The following is an 18,141-nucleotide window of genomic DNA, read 5'->3' as shown; positions in this document are numbered from 1 at the left end:
CGAGCCGGGGAGGCGGTGACGGCCCGGACGTCACCGCGGCGGCAGGCCGTTCGCGCGGCCCGCCGCGCTGCCGGGGTCTGCAGGGGCCGGCATGTCCACGACGGCCGCGCGGCCGCGATCGGCGCCGGCCCGCGCTACGGACGACATTTGGTGCGAATTTGGGAAAGGCAGGCGAAATGGCTAGTACGGCGAGCACGGGGCAGCCCAGGGGAGAGGGGAGGGGGCGCTCGCGCGCCCGGACCGCCAAGGCGGGCCCGGCACGGCCCCCCGCTCAGCCCGTGGAGCAGCGGCCCCGGCGGTACATGGTGGCCGTACTGCCGCCGCAGCAGCTCGCGGCGGCCGGGATCGCCGCGCAGCCGCTCGACATGGCGACCCTGGAAAAGCTGCTCGAAGGGGAACCCGGAGTGTGCGTCCACCGCCGGGTGCCGGCCTCCCCGCGGGACTCCACCACGGCGGCGCGCCGCATGCCCTTCCCGGACATCATCGTCGCGGAGATGACCTACGAGCAGGCCGGCGCGCTGCGCCGGCAGTTGCCGCAACTGCACCTGGAACGCGACCGGCTGCTCACCTACTCCGGAGCCGACCGCCCCGCCGACCGGCTGAGCGACCCCGCCCTGGTCATGCCGGCGGGCGAGGAGATCGACTTCACGTTCCTCGTCCAGGACACCGATGGCAGGCCGGTGCCGAACGCCGCGGTGTTCGTGACCGGATCCGGCTGGCCGGCCCACGCCGTGACCGGGGCGGAGGGGCGGGCGACCGTGACCCTGGTCGGGGAGACTCCGGAGACGATCCGTTCCGTGGTGGTCCGGCCGCAGGACGGCCAGTGGACCGCGCGGCTGGAGCGGCCGGCGCTGTCGGTCGCCCACGACAACCTGGTCACCCTGCACAGCCTGTCGGAGACCTTCCCCGGCTTCCCCGACCAGCAGACGTTCGGCTGGGGGCAGCAGGCGATGCACCTGCACCGGCTGCCGCCGACGTTCCGCGGCGGCGGCGTCAAGGTCGCGATCATCGACTCGGGGGCCGCCGCCGACCATCCCGACCTGCGCGGCGAGCTCAACGACGGGGTGGACCTGGTGGACCGCCGCGAACGCGGCTGGACCGTGGACACCGTCCACCGCGGCTCGTACAGCGCCGGCGTGATCACCGCCGCCGACAACGGCTGCGGGGTCGTCGGCATCGCCGTCGAGTCGCTGGTCCACGCGTGCAAGATCTTTCCGAACGGGCGGTACAGCGACCTCATCGAGGCCCTCGACCACTGCATCGAGGCCGAGATCGACGTGGTCGCCCTCGGCCTCGGCGGGTCCCGGCCCTCCCCGCTGGTCGCGGCCAAGATCGACCAGGCCCGCCACGCGGGGGTGGCCTGCGTGGTCGGCGCCGGCGACGACGGAGGGCCGGTGGCGTTCCCCGGCAACCTCCCCACGGTGCTGACCGTGGCCGCCCTCGGCAGGACCGGCACGTTCCCGCCGGACACCTCGCACGCCGCCGAGGTGTTCGGACCGCAGACGGGGGAGGGCTACTTCTCCCCGCGCTTCACCTGCCACGGCTCCGAGGTGGACGTCTGCGCGCCCGGGGTGGCCGTCCTGACGGTGGCGCCGCCGGACGACTATACGGTCCGGGACGGCACCTCCCTGGCCGCCGCGCACGTCACCGGCCTGGCCGCACTCGCGCTCGCCCACCACGGCGACTTCCGCAACGGCCTCGGCCGGCAGCGCGGCGCGGCCCGGGTGGACCACCTGTTCCAGCTCATCAAGAGCACCTGCACGCCGCTGGACCTGGGAGACCCGCACCGCACCGGGGCCGGGCTGCCCGACGCGCTGCGCCTGCTGGGCCCGGCACTGGCCGGAATCCCGGAACTGCCCAGCGAGGTGCTCAACCTGCTGGACCGGCTGACCGCCGAGATGATCCAGGCGGGCCTGCTGCCGTCGGCGCCGACGCCCGCCCCCGAGGCCGCCACCGCCCCCGTCCTGGCCGCGATGCCCCCCATCGCGCCGGGACCCGGCCCGGCGGCACCGGGACAGACGGCGCCGGGACAGACCGCGCTGGCCTGGCTGGCCGAGGAGATGCGCATCGCCGGACTGCTCGTCGAGGGGCCACCGGACCCGCTGGAGTGACTGAAGAGGGCGCGAAGGCCGACGGCACGACCACAGAACGTTCCGAGCGGTCATGTGCCGGCGCCTGAGACACCCCATCCGGTCACTTACTTCGTAAAGGTCCTCGGCGGGGACGGTGGCGGACGAGTCGGCCTGTAGGCCGGGTTCTGTGCCCGCCTGGTGGCGGGTGGCGGCCATCCATCTCGGGCTGCCGTTGCCGGCAGCCTCCAGCGGTCTACCCGCAGGCTCGGGCGGGCCGCCCTCAGGCACCTGCGCGGAGAACCGTCGGCTCTCCTTCTTGACCTTGCTCCGGGTGGGGTTTACCGAGCCGCCCAGGTCACCCTGGGCGCTGGTGAGCTCTTACCTCACCGTTTCACCCTTACCACCGGCATGCCGGTGGCGGTCTGTTTTCTGTGGCACTGTCCCGCGGGTCGCCCCGGGTCGGCGTTACCGACCACCCTGCCCTGTGGAGCCCGGACCTTCCTCGGCGAGGGTATGGAGACCCTCGACGCGGCCGCCCGGCCGGCTCGTCCGCCGTGCCCCCAGCCTACGCGGTACGGGTCCGCCCCGCATGTCGGAGATCGGCATGGAGGGGTGGACCCGGCCGGTGCGCCACCCGGTCAACGCCCGCGGGGCGGGCGCCGGGTCAGCCCCACGTGTGGTAGGTGTCGATGTCGAGCCAGGCGTTCACGCGCGGGCGGTCGCGGTCGGGGTACGGCTTGTCGGTGTAGTGCCGAGAGAGCCGGTCGATCCCGGACAGGTCGGGGTCGGGCTCGATGGTCACGGTCCCCTGGAGGCTCACGTGCCGGTACCAGGAGTCGGAGTCGAGCACGGTCAACGAGACCCGCGGATCGGCCCGCAGGTGCTCCAGTCGCTTGCGGCCGGCGTCGAGGTTGAGCAGGATCCGGCCGTCGTCCCACAGGTACCACGTGGCCACGGACACCGGCGCGCCGTCCGGCCGCACGGTGGCCATCACCGCCGGGTTGGGCTTCTTGAGCAGCTCGACGACCTCGGACGGAATATCGGGCTTGGACATATCGGCTCCCGAACGCGTAGGTGACTGACGAAAGGGGCAACCGGGGCACGCGCATCCGTATTTCGTACCCCGGCTACCTCGTCATGGCGGGCGGGTGAGGGCTTGGCCGGTGCGTTCCCGGGGAAGGCCGAAGTCCTCCAAGCCGCCGGACAGGCAACGGCCTAGGCGGCCATGCCGAATTCGTCCGGCAGAACCTTGGCCGGCCCCGTCCCGCCGGTCATGCGGCGACCAGGACGGGGCGGAACTCGGCGACCTCAGAGCGGTCGGGTCAGGCGTGGGGCAGGTGGTGGGTGTCGTTGAGGAGGCGCAGCACCGCCGGGCCGTCGTCGTACCAGTCGATCCGCGTCAGGGACGACACGTCCAGGTGCATCCGGTACAGCGACCCCATCGGCGCCTGGAGGGCGTCGCGGACCAGCAGCTTGATGGGCGTGACGTGCGAGACGACCAGCACCGTCTGGTGGCGGTAGCGGACCTTGAGCTTGTCGAGCGCGATCCGCACCCGGCGGGCCACCTCGTCGAAGCTCTCCCCGCCCGGCGGGGCCACCGCCGGATCGGCCAGCCAGGCGTTCATCTCCTCCGGCCAGCGCTCGCGCACCTCGGCGAAGGTCAATCCCTCCCACCGGCCGAAGTCGGTCTCCCGGAAGCCGTCCTCGACCCGTACCGGAACGCCGGTCGCGGCGGCGACCTCGGCGGCGGTGTCCCGGCAGCGCACCAGCGGCGAGGTGACGACGGCGTCCAGGCCGTGCCCCTTGAGGGCCCGTGCGGCGGCGCGGGCCTGCTCCCGGCCGACGTCGGTCAGCGGAACGTCCCCGACACCGGCGAACCGCTTGTCCACCGACAGGGGCGTCTGGCCGTGCCGCAGCAGCAGCGTCGTGGTGGGAGCGGTGGTGGCCGTCGCCCAGGCCGGGCCCGTGGGGGCGACCGGCTCCGGGTCGGCCGCCACGGCCGGGGAGTCGTCCTCGTGGACCTTGCGGACCCAGGGCTCGCCGCGGGCGGCAGCGTCCATCGCCTCGTTGGCCAGCCGGTCGGCGTGCGCGTTGCGGTTGCGCGGCACCCACTGGTACGAGACCGCGGCAAAGGCCGAGGCCACCTCCCGGGCCTCCAGCGCCAGCGGGATCATGTCCGGGTGCTTGATCTTCCAGCGCCCGGACATCTGCTCCACCACCAGCTTGGAGTCCATCCGCACCTCGACCCGGGCGGACGGGTCCGTCTCGGCGGCGGCGCGCAGCCCGGCGATCAGGCCCCGGTACTCGGCGACGTTGTTGGTGGCGCGGCCGATGGCCTCGGCGACCTCCGCCAGCACCTCGCCGGTGACCGCGTCGCGGACCAGCGCGCCGTACCCGGCCGGGCCGGGGTTGCCCCGCGACCCGCCGTCGGCCTCGACGACCAGCCTGCGGGAGGCGCTCACAGGCCCGACTCGGGGGTGCGGACGAGGATGCGGCGGCACTCCTCGCAGCGCACCACCTCGTCCTGGGCGGCGGCGCGGATCCGGTTGAGGTCCACGGTGTTCAGCGCCAGGTGGCAGCCCTGGCACTGGCCGCGGTGCAGCGCCGCGGCGCCGACCCCGCCGAACTGGCCGCGCAGCTTCTCATACAGGCCCAGCAGGTCCTCGGGGACGTCCTTGGCCACCGCGGTGCGGGCGGCGCTGGTGGTGCCGCTCTCCTCGTCGATCCGCTGCCGGGCGGCGTCACGGCGCTCGGTGGCCTCGGCCAGGTCGCGCTCGGCGGCCGTGCGCTCCTCGCGCAGGCCGGCGACCCGGCCCTCGGCCTCCTCGCGCCGCTCCATGACCTCCAGTACGACCTCCTCCAGGTCGGACTGGCGACGCTGCAACGAGGCGATCTCCGACTGCAGGCTGGACAGGTCCTTGGCCGAGGTGACCATGCCCGAGTCCAGCCGCTGCTGGTCGCGCTGCGCCCGGGTGCGGACCTGGTCGACGTCCTGCTCGGCCTTGCGCTGCTCCCGGTCCAGGTCGCTGACCTCGGTCTCGGCGGCGACGAGCGCGTCGCGCAGCTCGGCGACCCGGGCCTCGATCCGCTCGATCTCGGCCGTCTCGGGCAGCGTGCGGCGACGGTGCGCCAGCCGGTCCAGCGCGGTGTCCAGCTCCTGCAGGTCGAGCAGGCGCTGCTGGGCTTGCGGTGCTGCTTTCACAGTTCTCCTTCGAAGTGCAGCGTCCACGCGTCGGTGACGAGCGTCGAGACATGGCTCTTGAGATCGAGGGCTTGCGCCAGGTGCCGCTGCGCGTCGGCCAGCCAGGGCCACTCGGTGGCCCAGTGCGCGGCGTCGATCAGCGCCGGGCCGCCCGCCTCGCGGAACTCTGAGGCCGGGTGGTGGCGCAGGTCGGCGGTGAGATAGACGTCCACGCCGGCGCGGCGGGCGGTCTCCAGCAGCGAGTCGCCGGCGCCGCCGCAGACCGCGACGATGCGTACCGGGCGCTCGGGGTCGCCGGCCACACGCAGACCCCAGGCGGTGGCGGGCAGCCCGGCGGCGGCGCGGGCGGCGAACTCGCGCAGCGGCACCGTCTCCGCCAGCTCACCGATCCGGCCCAGGCCGCGTGCCGGATCGTCCGGGGAGGGGGCCAGCGGGGTCAGCGGGCCGGTCAGCCCCACCGCCCGGGCCAGGGCGTCAGAGACGCCGGGGTCGGCCACGTCGGCGTTGGTGTGCGCGGTGTACAGCGCGACCCCCGAGGAGATCAGCCGGTGGATCAGCCGGCCCTTGGGGGTGGTGGCGGCGACGCTGTTGACCGGCCGCAGCAGCAGCGGATGGTGGGTGACGATCAGGTCGGCGCCCTGGTCGAGGGCCTCGTCGGCGATGGCGGCCACCGGGTCAACGGCCAGCAGCACCCGGCGGACCTCGGCGTCCGGATCACCGCACACCAGACCCACGGCGTCCCACGACTGTGCCCACTCGGGCGGGTAGAGCCTCTCGAGAACCGTGATCACCTGGGACAGACGCACGTCCGCAGGTTACCGCTCCGCGGACCCTCGTCCGAGCGATCGGCGTCGCGCCCCGCGGCGCCGGGTACGACCTGGGGGGACACCCGGCCGCTCCAGGAGGGAATCGGCTCGGGTTATGGTGGTGTCTCCCTCGGCCTGATGCCAACGTCAAGGCCGCCGTACGGCTGTGCGGACCGGCTCCGGCCGGGTCGTCGGCGGGGGCGGCCCGCGGGACCGGTGCGGGATCAAACGGGGGACCGGGAGCGTTGGAGTCAGCGTGAAGTCACCTTTCCGCCGCCGCAGGCGGCCCAAGGGCCGTGCGGCCAAGCCGAGGACGGTCGAGCCCGAGGTCGTGGACTGGCCGTCGGGCGGCACCGGCCGCACGTCGATGATGGGCGCCATCCGCGGCGACGGGGAGACCGGCGCCGGATTCGGCGCGGGCATGTTCGAGGACCTGCACGCCGCCTTCTCCGGGGCCAAGAAGATCCAGCTCCAGGAGCAGGAGGCGCAGCGGCTGCGCCGCGGTGACGACCACCATGTCGAGGGCGACGGCAAGGCCCGCGACGACCTGGACTCCGGCAAGATCCGCATCCGCCGCGCCGGACCCGCCGCCGCGGCGGCGGGTCCGGAGGGCCAGGCGGCCTCGGAGGGCCCGGACGGGGCCGCCGAGCCCGGCTCGGGCGAGACCGGATCCGGCCGGGCGTGAGGTGACCCGGATCGAACGCAAGTTCGAAAACCGGGTTATCGTGAGCGGGTGAGCGCCCACGTTCCTCCCGGCTGGCCCGCCCAGGTGCATCCGCCGGGCACCGAGCGGTTCGAGGACACGGCGATGGCCTGGCTGCTGGAGCTGGTGCCACCCGAGTACCGCCGCTACGGCGTGTTCCGCCGCTACCCGCCCACCCTGGTCCGGATGGCCCGCCAGCACGTCGAGGCATGTGTGACGGCGGCACGCGAGGGCTTCCGCACCGCCCGCGTCGATCTGGGCGAGTCGGTCCCGCCGCACGGTGTCGAGGCGCTGCTGGAGGTCTACCGCCGCGAGGGCACCCGGCTGGCCGCCCTCGCCGAGGCGATCAAGCTGGTCGAGGCCGCCCTGCGAGAGCAGTCCCCCTCCCCGAGCCCCGGCCCCTCCACTCCCGCTCCCTGACCGCCCCTGGCTGCTGACCGCCCCGGCGATGGGGCGACCCTGGCGTTTCGCGTCGGCTGTTTATGACATTCAGGTCAGACGACACAAACAGTTCGATTCCGTGTCCGTACGGTCGTGGTACGAGCCGGTCGGACGGGGGCCGGCAACAGGGCGGGCCAGCGCCGAGCCCGCAGGGAGGAAGCGACCATGTTCCTCATCATCGCAGCGGTCGCGCTCATCGCGCTCGTGTCGTCGCTCGTCTACCTGGTCGAGTTCGCTCGGGCCAGCCGGCGTGACTCGCTGTTCGCCCCGGCGGACCGCGGAGGCGTCCGCCGGGCACGTCGGGTCACCGGGATGTACGTACGCGGGGGCCAGGAGCAGTTGACACACCACTGAAACCCGGCCGGGGCCGGCGGCGAGACTGCGGGGACCTGTGAGGGGTGTCCCCGCCGGACGCCGCGACCCGACGAGAGGGCCTGACGACCCGGCCGACCCATGGGCCGTCCCGGAAGGGGCGGCCCATGGTCGTGAAAACGGGTCAGGCCCGGCTGGGCAGGTCCTGGGCGTCGTTGGGGGCCTCGCCGGGGACGGCGACGAACACGCCCGCCTGCCGGTCCAGCACGCGCACCTCGGCCGACTCCAAGTCCAGGAAGAGGCCGACCAGCTCCAGCCTCCCGGCCTCCACCCGCTCGCGCAGCCACGGATGAGTCAGCAGGTTGTCCAGTTGCTGCTGCACGTTGACCTGGCACAGCCGGGTGAGCGGGGACTCGGCTTCCTCGACCCTGCCGGATCCGGCGTCGGATCCGGCGTCCGATCCGGCGTCGGACCGGGTCTCGGACTCGGCCTCCAGGAACCGGGCCAGGCTGGGCTCGGCGTGCCGGAGCCACCGCGACAGCCCGGACAGGTGCCTGATCTCGGCGCCGCCCGCCAGCACACCGGCCATGCCACCGCAGTTGGAGTGCCCGCACACCGTGATGGTCTTGATGTCCAGCACGTTGACGGCGTACTCCACCGCCGCCGCCACCGAGTCGTCGGGAACCGGCGCGCCGTGCCGGGGCACCAGGTTGGCCACGTTCCGGACGATGAACAGGTCACCCGGCCCGCTGGCGGTGATGATGTTGGGCACCACCCGCGAGTCCACGCAGGTGATGAACAGATGGTCGGGAGTCTGCTGGAACGCCAACTCGGCCATGATCGGCCGGACCAGCGGCACCATCTGGCCGTGGTACTCGCGCACCCCCGCCAGCAGCAGGCCGCTCGGCGATACCTCCGTGGAGTCCGGCTCCGGTCTGCCGCTGCGCCGCCAGCGATCGGCCCAGGGCGCCCACCAGCGTCCAGGAGGGGAAGACTTGCGCGAGGGGGACGTATCACCTGTCACCCCTCTTTGGTACCAATTTCTGCGGATTTCAGCTATGTCGGCTTCGCCACCCTGACCCTCGTGGGTCATCCGCCGGCCGTGCACCGCCTCGAAGGCGGCGTGGTCCATGGAGTCCCCGTTCGGATCCGGGCCGACCGGCGCACCGGCCAGGACCCGGCGCAGCACGCCCATCAGCCGGGGCACGCCGAGGAACGTCAGGGAGCCGGTGACCGCGACCAGGAGGACGACGAACGAGGCGGGAAGACCCCGACGCGGGGCAGTCGCTCCAGGTGATTTCACAGTCACTTGGAGTATGCAATCATGATCCGCGCGGTGGCGCACTCCGGACCGGGCGAGCCCCGCGCGGACTGCCGATCACCGTCGGTAGTCGCGGTGGCTCTCCCAGTCGTCGTTCGGCTGCTGCGGGTCCTGCTGGCCGTAGCCGGGGCCCTGCTCGCCCCGCGGGGCCTCACCGGAGCCCTGCTGGCCGTAGCCGGGCTGGGAGCCGAAGTAGTCATTGCTGAACGCCTGGGTGGCGTTGGGGTCGTTGACCGCGCTGTAGCTGCTGCCGCTGAAGTCCCCGTAACGCCCCTGCTCGGCGGGGCCGCCCGCGCCGCCCGACCCCGCCGACCCCGACAGCGTGGACGACTCGCCGCCCATGTTGCCGAACGTGCCGTAGGAGTCGCGGCCCGCCGGCGAAGTGCCGCCGAGGGGGTCGTCGTAGCGGGGAGGCTCGCCGTAGGCGGGGGAGGACGGGTAACCGTCGGTGGAGTAGCCCTGGCCCGAGCCGGACCCGCCAGAACCCGAGGAGCCGTAGCCCGCCGAGCCGCCGCCCAGCCCCGGGAAACCGCCCGACAGCCCACTGCCGGACAACTGCCCGCCGGCCAGGTCGTCGGTGTGACCGCGGCCGGGCTGCTCGTAGCCGCCCGAGCCGGACGTCGAGGACGACCACGGCGCGGCCGAGCCATAGGAGGGGTCATGGGTGGTGCTGAGCGGGTCGTTCAGCGGGTCGGTCAGCGACCCGCCGCCGGAGCCCGCCGCAGGGCCCGCCGTGGAGCCGGTCGAGCGCTGCCGGTCGGACTGGATGCGCTGCAGCAGTTCGTCGACGGTGGGCAGCCGGTGGCCGTCGGTGTCGCTCTGCCCGGAGGAGGCGCCGTGGGCCGCGGGAGCGGCCGGGGCGCCGTGGCTCGCGGGGCCGCCCAGGTTGGGGATGCCCGGCTCGGTACGGGGCAGGCCGCGGTCGCCGAACCCGCCCTGCAGCGGGCCCGGGCCACCGGACGGAGAGTCCGGTCCGTAGGCGGGCGTGCCGGAGGTCCCGTAGCCGCCGTCCCCGCCGCCGTAGGAGGTGGTCTCGGCAGGGGAGCCGTAAGCAGTGGTCTCGGCGGGACTGCCGTAGGGGTCGGTCGGGCTGCCGTAGGAGGTCTCGGCCGGGCTGCCGTAGGGGTCGGCCGGGCTGCCGTAGGGGTCGGCCGGGCCGCCGTAGGAGGTGGTCTCGGCGGGGGAGCCGTACGCGGCGGTGCGGTCGTCCGGACGGCTCATCGGCAGCCCGAGCGGGTCGGAGGCCGGAGGCGGCGTCGGGAAGTCGAGCGGGTCCCGCCGCGTCGGCCCGGCCGGATCGCCGCCCAGCGGATCGACGGGGGCGTCGCCGCGGAAGTCGGCGGGGGCGTCGCCGCGGAAGTGTGAGGCGACCGGCAGGTCGTGGGGCTCGGGGGAGCCGGGGAACGACGGGGGCGAGGCTGGCATCGACTGCGGGCCGGTGCCGTACCCGGCGGCGGCGGGCTCGCCGAAGTGGCCAGGCTCGCCGCCGTACGGGGCAGGCTCGCCACCGTAGCCGGGCTCGTTGCCATAGGGAGCCTGGTCGCCGCCGTACTGGCCACCGTCGGGCGCATAGCCGCCCTCGTACTGGTTGTCGTACTGGCCGTCGCCATAGCCGCCGTCACCGTAGCCACCGGCGTCGTAGCCGGAGGGGGGCAGGTCGTTGAGCGAGACCGGCTGGGTCATCATGGGCTCGGCGGGGGCGGGCGGCTGCTGTCCCTGCGGGCCGCCGGGCTCGTCGGCGTGGTCGGGGACCGGGGCGCCCAACGGGTCGGCGGCGGCCAGCTCGGCGCCGGCGCGCTCGTCCTTGCGGTCGTGCTGCCAGGGGAACTTGGGCTTGTCGAAGGTGATGGTCGCCCAGTAGTTGTCGTCGTCCATCTCGTCGCCCGGCTCGTCGGCCAGGTCGCCCAGGTCCTCGGGCGGCGCGGCGCGGCGTCCCCGGGAGGGCGGCGGTGGGGCGGGAGGACCGGCGGGGGCGGGCGCCGGGGGGCCGCCGGCGACCCGGCGGTCGTAGCCGGGGCCGTGCTCGTCATAGCCGTCCTCGACGGGCTCCTCCACCGGCGGGGGCGCGGCGCGGCGTCCCCGGGAGGGCGGCGGGGGCTGCTCGTCGGCCGTCCAGTCGTCGTCGTCCGCGCTGGTCCGGTTGGCCCGCATGCCCAGGGCCACCAAGACCACCACGAGGATGACGACCACGATGAGGCCGGGGACGACGATGTACATCATCATTGCGTAACCATCCAATGCCATGGCCCAGCGAGGATCGCCGGCGCGGCCTGTCGGGCCGAGGCCCGAAAGCCCCTGCAGCTTGACGTTGGCGCCTGGGTTCCGGTTCCGGGGGACCTCCGCCGATTGTGGCCGACCCCCATGACCCCTGTCACACCGTTGGCGGACATCAACCACACCCCCAGGTTCGTGGACCGCTCGTCGAACGTCGTCACCGAGTGCCGAAGTTCCCGGTGATCCGTCCCCGGCCCACCGTGTACTTGGCGATGGAGCTCAGCGCCTCCTTGAGCGGCGCACCCTGCTGGAGCGGCACCCGCTCGCTCAGCGCGTACAGCGTGAAGCGGTAGCGGTGCCGTTCGCCCTTGGGGGGGCACGGTGGCACGTACGCCGTCTTCTTGCTGGTGTTCAGTGCCTCCACCGCCTTCTCGGGACGGGCGCCCTCGATCAGTTCGTTGGTCGTTCCGTCGATGTTCGCGATGACCCAGCCGACGTGCGCTCCGTCCGACCCGTCGGGGTCGTCCATCACGATGGCGAACGCCCTGGTCGTCTGGTTCGGCGCGCCCGACCACCGCAGCGGTGGCGTCCTGCCCTGGCCCCCAGGGTACGCCGGGCAGGCGAATCTCGCGGGCAGGTCCTTGCCGTCGTGGAAGGCGGGGCTGGTCACCGTGAACTCGGCGATGTCGGCACCGGCGTTCATGGCGGGGCCAGTCAGGCCGCAGCCGGAGACCGTGGCCGTCAGCGCGGCCACGGCGGCCACGGCCGCATACGGCCGCCGGTACTTGCTGTTCATTCCGTAACGCTCCCGGGCGATCCTCGCGGCTTCCCCCCGGCCGGTGCCTGTGCCGTGCGCCGGGGCGGGCGCCTTCCTCGCCGCTCCACCCTAGAGCCTCGCCGCGGGTACGTCCGTGCGGAAGCGGGGCGGCGGGGGGACCGATCGGGGAAGGGGACGTTCCGGGCACCCGTTACCTCCCGATCCGTCCGGAAACATGCCACTGTGACGTTGGTCATGGGTGGTATGGCGTGCAGAGCCCGGATTTCCGCGAAGGAGTGGCATAGTTCACTCGGCAAGACGTGGTCTGGTTTGCTCTGCTGTAAACTTCTGGCGTTCTTAACGGGGAATGGATTCGCGTTCGGTCGGGTTATTCGGATAGCTTGTGAACGCCTTCACAAGCATCCACCGTCACTAGGAGGCCGGCACATGGCCAGGCGACCCCAGACCCCTGGCGCGCCCCACATCCTCATCGTGGGCGGCGGCTACGTGGGCATGTACACCGCGCTGCGGCTGGAGAAGAAGCTGCGCCGCGAGCTCAAGCGGGGCGAGGTCAAGATCACTGTCGTTGACCCGCAGTCGTACATGACCTACCAGCCGTTCCTGCCCGAGGCAGCCGCAGGCAACCTGTCCCCCCGGCACGTCGTGGCGCCGCTGCGCCGCGTGCTGCCCCGCTGCAACGTGCTCAACGCCCGGGTGACCGAGCTGAACCACGACCAGCGCTGGGCGATCGTGCAGCCGGTGGCCGGGCCGCCCGAGCGGATCTCCTACGACTACCTGGTGATGGCCGCCGGCTCGGTCTCGCGGACCCTGCCGATCCCGGGCCTGGCCGAGCACGGCATCGGCTTCAAGACCATCGGCGAGGCCATCCACCTGCGCAACCACGTCCTCGCCCAGCTCGACATCGCCGAGTCCACCAAGGACGCCGAGATCCGCCGCAAGGCGCTGACCTTCGTGTTCGTCGGGGGCGGGTTCGCCGGCGTGGAGGCGCTGGCCGAGCTGGAGGACATGGCCCGCAGCGCCGTGAAGTACTACCGCAACGTCAGCGTCGAGGACCTGCGGTGGGTGCTGGTGGAGGCCTCCGACCGGATCCTGCCCGAGGTCGGCCCGGAGATGGGCAAGTGGACCGCCGAGCAGCTGCGCGGCCGCGGCATCGACGTGAAGATGAAGACCTTCCTGCAGTCGGCCGTCGGTGGGGAGGTCGAGCTGTCGGACGGCAGCCGGTTCCCGGCGGGCACGCTGGTATGGACCGCCGGCGTCAAGGCCGCCCCGGTGGTGCGCAACTCCGACCTGCCGCTGGACGAGCGCGGCCGGGTCAAGGCCACCGAGTACCTCACCGTCGAGGGCGTGGTACGGGCCTACACCGCCGGTGACAACGCCGCGGTGCCCGACCTGACCACCGAGGGCCAGTTCTGCGCGCCGAACGCCCAGCACGCGGTCCGCCAGTCCAAGGTGCTCGCCGACAACATCGTCCGGTCGCTGCGCGGCAAGACCCTCAAGCCGTACGTGCACAACTCCGTCGGCTCGGTCGCCGGGCTCGGCCTCTACAAGGGTGTCGCCCACGTGTACGGGATCAAGGTGAAGGGGCTGGCCGCCTGGTTCCTGCACCGCACCTACCACGTGTCGCGGGTGCCGACCCTCAACCGCAAGGTCCGGGTGCTGGCCGACTGGACGTTGGCGCTGGTCTTCAAGCGCGAGACCGTGTCGCTGGGCAGCATCGAGCAGCCCCGCGCCGAGTTCGAGCTGGCCAGCCGGGACGAGGCCAAGCCGCGCTCGCACGCGGCCTGATCCAGCCACTTTCTGCACTTTCTGATCGCGCCCCCGGGAACGTTCCCGGGGGCGCGGTCGTGCCCGAACCCCCTCCTCCGTCCGCGGCCGCGGTCACCCGGTGGCGGACCGCCCAGCACCCGGACCGGAGCCACCGGCGGGCGCGATCGTTCACCGGTGCGGCCGGGGGGATCGGCTGTGGAGGCCGTCCGGTGGCGGCCCCTGCGGGACGGAGCGGCCGTTCACCAACGGGCCGGAGCGGGCGGTCCGCCCGGCGGGGGAGAATCGTCGCGTGCCTGACATCGTGCGGATCGGGATCCTGGGGCCCGTCGAGGTGACCCGGGACGGCCGCCCGCTCAGTGTGAGCGGGGCCCGGCTGCGCGCACTGCTGACCCTGCTGGCACTGGAGGCCGGCCGGACCGTTCCGGCCGGGCGGCTCATCGACGACCTGTGGGAGGACCGGCCCCCGGTCGGCGCCTCCAACGCCCTGCAGTCGCTGGTGTCCCGGCTGCGGGCGGCGGTCGGCCGCGACCTGATCGGCTCGCCCGCCGGCGGCTACCGGCTGGAGCTGCCCCGCGAGGCGGTGGACGCGCACGCGTTCGAGAGCGCGGTGATCCGGGCCCGCGCCATGCCTGACCCGGCGCAGCGGTCGGCGCGGCTGCGTGAGGCGCTGGCGCTGTGGCGCGGCCCGGCCCTGGCCGAGGTGGACCGGCTGCCGTTCGCCGAAGGCCCCGTCGCCCGGCTGGAGGGGCTGCGCCGGGCCGCCCTGGAGGAGCGGATCGACGCCGACCTGGTGCTCGGCCGCCACGCCGAGCTGATCCCCGAACTGCAGGCGCTGACGGCCGCCGAGCCGTTGCGCGAGACGCTGCGGGGCCGGCTGATGCGGGCGCTGTACGGGGCAGGCCGGCAGGCCGAGGCCCTGAGCGTCTACACCGACACCAAACGGCTGCTGGCCGACTCCCTGGGCGTGGACCCGTCCCCCGACCTGGAGGCGATCCACCTGTCAGTGCTGCGCCAGGATCCCGCGCTGCGCCCATCGCCCCCGCTGGTACCGGACGCCGCAACGCAGCCCGCCGCCCCGGCCGCCGTGCCGGATCAGAACGGGCCGTCCCAGGGCCCGGATCGGAACGGGCCGCCGCGCGGCAACCTGCGCGCCCGGCTGACCAGCTTCATCGGCCGCGACGACGAGGTGAAGCGGGTCGTCAAGCTGCTGGGGGAGTCCCGGCTGGTGACGCTGACCGGGCCGGGCGGGGCGGGCAAGACCCGGCTGTCGCTGGAGTGCGGGGAACGGCTGCTGGCGGCCCTGCCGGACGGGGTGTGGGCAGTGGAGCTGGCCCCGGTCGGCGACCCCGCCGAGGTGCCGCACACCGTGCTGGCCGCCCTGGGCCTGCGGGAGACGAAGATCATCACGCCCCGCGGCGTGCCGGGCTCGCTGGAGACCGCCGACCCGCTGGACCGGCTGAGCGCGGCGCTCGGCGGCAAGCGGCTGCTGGTGCTGCTGGACAACTGCGAGCACCTGCTGGACGCCGCCGCGCGGCTGGCGGCCCGGCTGCTGGCCGACTGCCCCGGGGTCCGGGTGCTGGCCACCAGCCGCGAGCCGCTGGGCATCACCGGCGAGACGCTGTGGCCGGTGGAGCCGCTGCCGCTGCCGCCGCCGCACGCCGCCCCCGACGAGGCGGTCGGCTACCCGGCCGTCCGGCTGTTCGCCGACCGCGCCGCCGCGGTGCGGCCCGGCTTCACGGTGTCCGCCGACAACGTCGCCCGGATCGTACGGATCTGCCGGGCGCTGGACGGCATGCCGCTGGCGATCGAGCTGGCCGCCGCCCGGCTGCGGTCGCTGACCACCGACCAGCTCGCCGCGCGGCTGGACGACCGGTTCCGGCTGCTCACCGCGGGCAGCCGGGTGGCGCTGCCCCGGCACAAGACGCTGCGGGCGGTGGTCGAGTGGAGCTGGGAACTGCTGGACGACGCCGAACGGGCGCTGTGGCGGCGGCTGGCGGTGTTCGCCGGCGGCGCCACCGTGGAGGCGGCCGAGGCCGTCTGCGCCGGAGCGGGCCTGGCCGCCGCCGACGTCTTCGAGGTGCTGAGCGCGCTGGTCGACAAGTCGCTGGTGGTGCTGCGCGCCGAGGGGACCGGCCCGGGCCCGCCGGCGGACGACGCGCCGCGTTACCTGATGCTGGAGACGATCCGCGCCTACGGCCTGGAACGTCTGGCCGAGTCCGGCGAGGCGGACCGGTACCGCCGGGCGCACGCCGAGTACTTCGCCGACCTGGCCGAGACCGCCGAGCCGCGGCTGCGGCGCAGCGACCAGGTGGACTGGCTGGCCCGGCTGGCCGCCGACCACGACAACCTGCACGCCGCCCTGCGCTGGACGATCTCCACCGGGGACGCCGCCCTGGCGGTGCGGCTGTGCGCCTCCCTGGGCTGGTACTGGTGGCTGGGCGGGCACACCTCCGAGGCCGGTGACGCCGTCCCCGAGGTGCTGGCGATGCCGGGCCTGCCCGCCGACCAGACCACCGCGGTGGCCGCCGTGCTCGCGGCGATGTCCGCCTTCGGTGGGCCACGCGAGATCGAGGAGATGAAGGGATGGCTGCGGCTGTCCCGCGACATCTGCGCCGGGCTCGATGACGAGCCGCTGCATCCGGTGCTGCGCCTGATGGGCCCGCTGCTGGACGGGGTGACACAGGGGTTCGATCTGCGCGACCTGCGTCGGATCGAGCCGCTGTTCACCGATCCGGACCCGTGGGTGGCGTCGATGGCCCGCTTCGTCCACGGCCAGGTCGCCCTCAACACCGGCCGGGTCGAGCCCGCCGAGGACGACTTCGCGACGGCGCTGGAGGGGTTCCGGTCGACCGGGGACCGCTGGGGCATCTCGTTCACGCTGACCGCCCAGGCGGAGGTGCTGTCCTGGCGCGGCGACCACCGCCGGGCGCTGTCCCTGCTGGAGGAGGCGCTGACCCTGGTCCGCGAGCTGGGGGTCACCGAGGAGACCGTGCAGCACATGTCCGCCAAACTGGCCGGCGAACTGTTCCTGCTGGGCGAGCGGGACCGGGCCGGGCGGATGCTGGAGGCGTCGCTGCGGGCCGCCGAGCACACGGCCTCGGACCGGACGCTGGCGTGGATGCACTACTACCTGGCCGAGTTCTCCCTGCGCCGCGGCGAGTACGCAGAGGCCGCCCGCAGTCTGGAACGGGTCCGGGACCTGATCGACGCGGGGCTGTCCGGCCCGCCGCAGTTCACCGCGGTAGTCACCTGGATGACCGGGCGGCTGGCGTCGGAGACCGGAGACCTGGCCGGCGCCCGCCGATGGCAGCGGGAGGCGCTGCGGCACGCGGTGACCTCGATGGACAACCCCGTGCTGGCCCTCGTCCTGACCGGTCAGGCGGAGCTGGCATGGCGGGAGGGCGACCCGAGGCGGGCAGCGGAGCTGCTGGGGATGAGCCACGCGGTACGCGGCCTGCGGGACCTGTCACAGCCGTTCGCGGTGCGGCTGGAGGAGACCCTGCGGGAGGAACTGGGCGGGGACGCCTTCGCCGCCGCCTACGAACGGGGCCGCTCCCGCGATCTCGACGGAGTCCTGACCGACCTCGGCATGCGGCGGCCGCCCCCGCCGGTCCTGTGACCAGGACGCGGCGGAGGCGGCCGCTGGACTCCCACGGCGCCGTGCCGCCTCAGATCCGGCGCTTGAAGGCGCGCATGGACAGCGGGATGAAGATCGCCGCCATCAGCACGCCCCAGCCCAGCGAGATGGCCGCGTGCTCGGCCACCGGGCCGCCGCCCTGGTCGCCGACCAGCAGCCCGCGCACCGCCTCCACCAGGTGGGTCATCGGGTTGTTGCGCATGACGAACTGCAGCACCTCGGGGGCGCGCGGGGAGATCGGCACGAACGCCGAGCTCAGGAAGGTGATCGGGAAGATGATGGTGAACCCGAAGATCTGCACCTTCTCCGGCTCGCTGACCGCCAGGCCGATGTAGACCGACGCCCAGGCGAACAGCGCGGTGAACGCCAGCAGCAGCGCCAGCGCCGCCAGTAGGTGCAGCGGCCCGGTCTCGACCCGGAAGCCGATCGCGAAGCCGATCACCAGCAGCACCGCCATCGACCACACCTGCTTGACGGTGTCGGCCAGCATCCGCCCCGACAGCGGGGCGATCCGGGAGATCGGCAGGCTGCGCAGCCGGTCGAACACCCCCTTGGTGACGTCCACGTTCAGCCCGAACCCGGTGGTCATCGTGGCGAACAGCGCGTTCTGCGCGATGATGCCCGGGATCACGATCGGCAGGTAGTCCTGCACGGTGCCGCCGATCGCCGGTCCGAAGACGTAGGCGAACAGCAGCACGAACATGATCGGCTGGATGCTGAGGTCGATCAGCTCCATCGGGTTGTGTTTGATCTGCACCAGGTTCCGCCACGCCAGGGTGAGCACGTTGCGGACGGTGGTGCCGGGGGAGACCCGCCCGTCCAGGGAGAGCGGGACGGGACGGGTCGCGGCGGTCGTCGCGGTGGTCATGACATCAGCTCCGTTCGAAG

Annotated in this window: 14 protein-coding genes and 1 other RNA gene; 6 read left to right on the top strand and 9 right to left on the bottom strand. The window is 73.5% G+C overall.

What is annotated here, in order from left to right; genetic code table 11:
- Positions 1 to 278 precede the first annotated feature (278 nt).
- Positions 279 to 2,111, top strand: a complete 1,833-nt coding sequence (locus C4U03_RS09195) for a S8 family serine peptidase (RefSeq protein WP_160146933.1) — start codon at positions 279 to 281, stop codon at positions 2,109 to 2,111.
- 119 nt (positions 2,112 to 2,230) lie between these two features.
- Here C4U03_RS09195 and rnpB read toward each other — a convergent pair.
- The 5 genes from rnpB to C4U03_RS09170 form a co-directional block, all read right to left on the bottom strand.
- Positions 2,231 to 2,620, bottom strand: an RNA gene (rnpB, locus tag C4U03_RS09190) — RNase P RNA component class A.
- 116 nt (positions 2,621 to 2,736) lie between these two features.
- Positions 2,737 to 3,126: a PPOX class F420-dependent oxidoreductase gene (locus C4U03_RS09185; RefSeq protein ID WP_103937253.1), complete on the bottom strand. Its 390-nt coding sequence runs from the start codon at positions 3,124 to 3,126 to the stop codon at positions 2,737 to 2,739.
- 268 nt (positions 3,127 to 3,394) lie between these two features.
- Positions 3,395 to 4,534, bottom strand: coding sequence for a bifunctional RNase H/acid phosphatase (locus C4U03_RS09180; protein WP_103937252.1), 1,140 nt, complete (start codon positions 4,532 to 4,534; stop codon positions 3,395 to 3,397).
- Positions 4,531 to 5,274 (bottom strand): zinc ribbon domain-containing protein, encoded by a 744-nt coding sequence (locus tag C4U03_RS09175; RefSeq protein ID WP_103937251.1) that lies wholly within the window; start codon positions 5,272 to 5,274, stop codon positions 4,531 to 4,533. The genes C4U03_RS09180 and C4U03_RS09175 overlap by 4 nt, the downstream gene beginning before the upstream one ends.
- Positions 5,271 to 6,080, bottom strand: coding sequence for a Nif3-like dinuclear metal center hexameric protein (locus tag C4U03_RS09170; RefSeq protein WP_103937250.1), 810 nt, complete (start codon positions 6,078 to 6,080; stop codon positions 5,271 to 5,273). Before C4U03_RS09170 ends, C4U03_RS09175 begins: the two co-directional genes overlap by 4 nt.
- Positions 6,081 to 6,336: 256 nt before the next feature.
- Here C4U03_RS09170 and C4U03_RS09165 point away from each other — a divergent pair, with 256 nt between their 5' ends.
- The 3 genes from C4U03_RS09165 to C4U03_RS09155 all read left to right on the top strand — a co-directional run bounded on the left by C4U03_RS09165 (position 6,337) and on the right by C4U03_RS09155 (position 7,578).
- Positions 6,337 to 6,765, top strand: coding sequence for a DUF6191 domain-containing protein (locus tag C4U03_RS09165; protein WP_200827152.1), 429 nt, complete (start codon positions 6,337 to 6,339; stop codon positions 6,763 to 6,765).
- Positions 6,766 to 6,813: 48 nt separating this feature from the next.
- Complete coding sequence (locus tag C4U03_RS09160) at positions 6,814 to 7,203, top strand: hypothetical protein (protein ID WP_103937249.1); 390 nt, start codon at positions 6,814 to 6,816, stop codon at positions 7,201 to 7,203.
- Positions 7,204 to 7,389: 186 nt separating this feature from the next.
- Complete coding sequence (locus C4U03_RS09155) at positions 7,390 to 7,578, top strand: hypothetical protein (protein WP_103937248.1); 189 nt, start codon at positions 7,390 to 7,392, stop codon at positions 7,576 to 7,578.
- A 142-nt stretch (positions 7,579 to 7,720) separates the two neighbouring features.
- On the opposite strand, the gene C4U03_RS09150 is transcribed toward C4U03_RS09155, so the two are convergent.
- The 3 genes from C4U03_RS09150 to C4U03_RS09135 all read right to left on the bottom strand — a co-directional run bounded on the left by C4U03_RS09150 (position 7,721) and on the right by C4U03_RS09135 (position 11,867).
- Positions 7,721 to 8,839, bottom strand: coding sequence for a carbonic anhydrase (locus tag C4U03_RS09150; protein ID WP_235017729.1), 1,119 nt, complete (start codon positions 8,837 to 8,839; stop codon positions 7,721 to 7,723).
- Between the two features lie 75 nt (positions 8,840 to 8,914).
- Positions 8,915 to 11,080, bottom strand: coding sequence for a hypothetical protein (locus C4U03_RS09145; protein WP_146087288.1), 2,166 nt, complete (start codon positions 11,078 to 11,080; stop codon positions 8,915 to 8,917).
- A 208-nt stretch (positions 11,081 to 11,288) separates the two neighbouring features.
- Complete coding sequence (locus tag C4U03_RS09135; protein WP_103937245.1) at positions 11,289 to 11,867, bottom strand: YbhB/YbcL family Raf kinase inhibitor-like protein; 579 nt, start codon at positions 11,865 to 11,867, stop codon at positions 11,289 to 11,291.
- Between the two features lie 408 nt (positions 11,868 to 12,275).
- On the opposite strand from C4U03_RS09135, the gene C4U03_RS09130 reads away from it, so the two are divergent.
- Positions 12,276 to 13,634 carry an NAD(P)/FAD-dependent oxidoreductase gene (locus C4U03_RS09130; RefSeq protein WP_103937244.1) on the top strand — a complete coding sequence of 453 codons (1,359 nt, stop codon included), beginning with the start codon at positions 12,276 to 12,278 and terminating at the stop codon, positions 13,632 to 13,634.
- Between the two features lie 271 nt (positions 13,635 to 13,905).
- Positions 13,906 to 17,235 (top strand): ATP-binding protein, encoded by a 3,330-nt coding sequence (locus C4U03_RS09125; protein ID WP_235017728.1) that lies wholly within the window; start codon positions 13,906 to 13,908, stop codon positions 17,233 to 17,235.
- A gap of 49 nt (positions 17,236 to 17,284) precedes the next feature.
- Here the strand turns inward: C4U03_RS09125 and C4U03_RS09120 are convergent, their stop codons facing one another.
- Positions 17,285 to 18,121 (bottom strand): ABC transporter permease, encoded by an 837-nt coding sequence (locus tag C4U03_RS09120; protein WP_103937243.1) that lies wholly within the window; start codon positions 18,119 to 18,121, stop codon positions 17,285 to 17,287.
- Positions 18,122 to 18,141: the final 20 nt, after the last annotated feature.

This window comes from Thermomonospora echinospora (assembly GCF_900108175.1).
Taxonomy (GTDB): Bacteria; Actinomycetota; Actinomycetes; order Streptosporangiales; family Streptosporangiaceae; genus Thermomonospora; species Thermomonospora echinospora.
The sequence above is the reverse complement of the archived record's forward strand: the minus strand, read 5'-3'. Positions and strand labels throughout refer to the sequence as shown.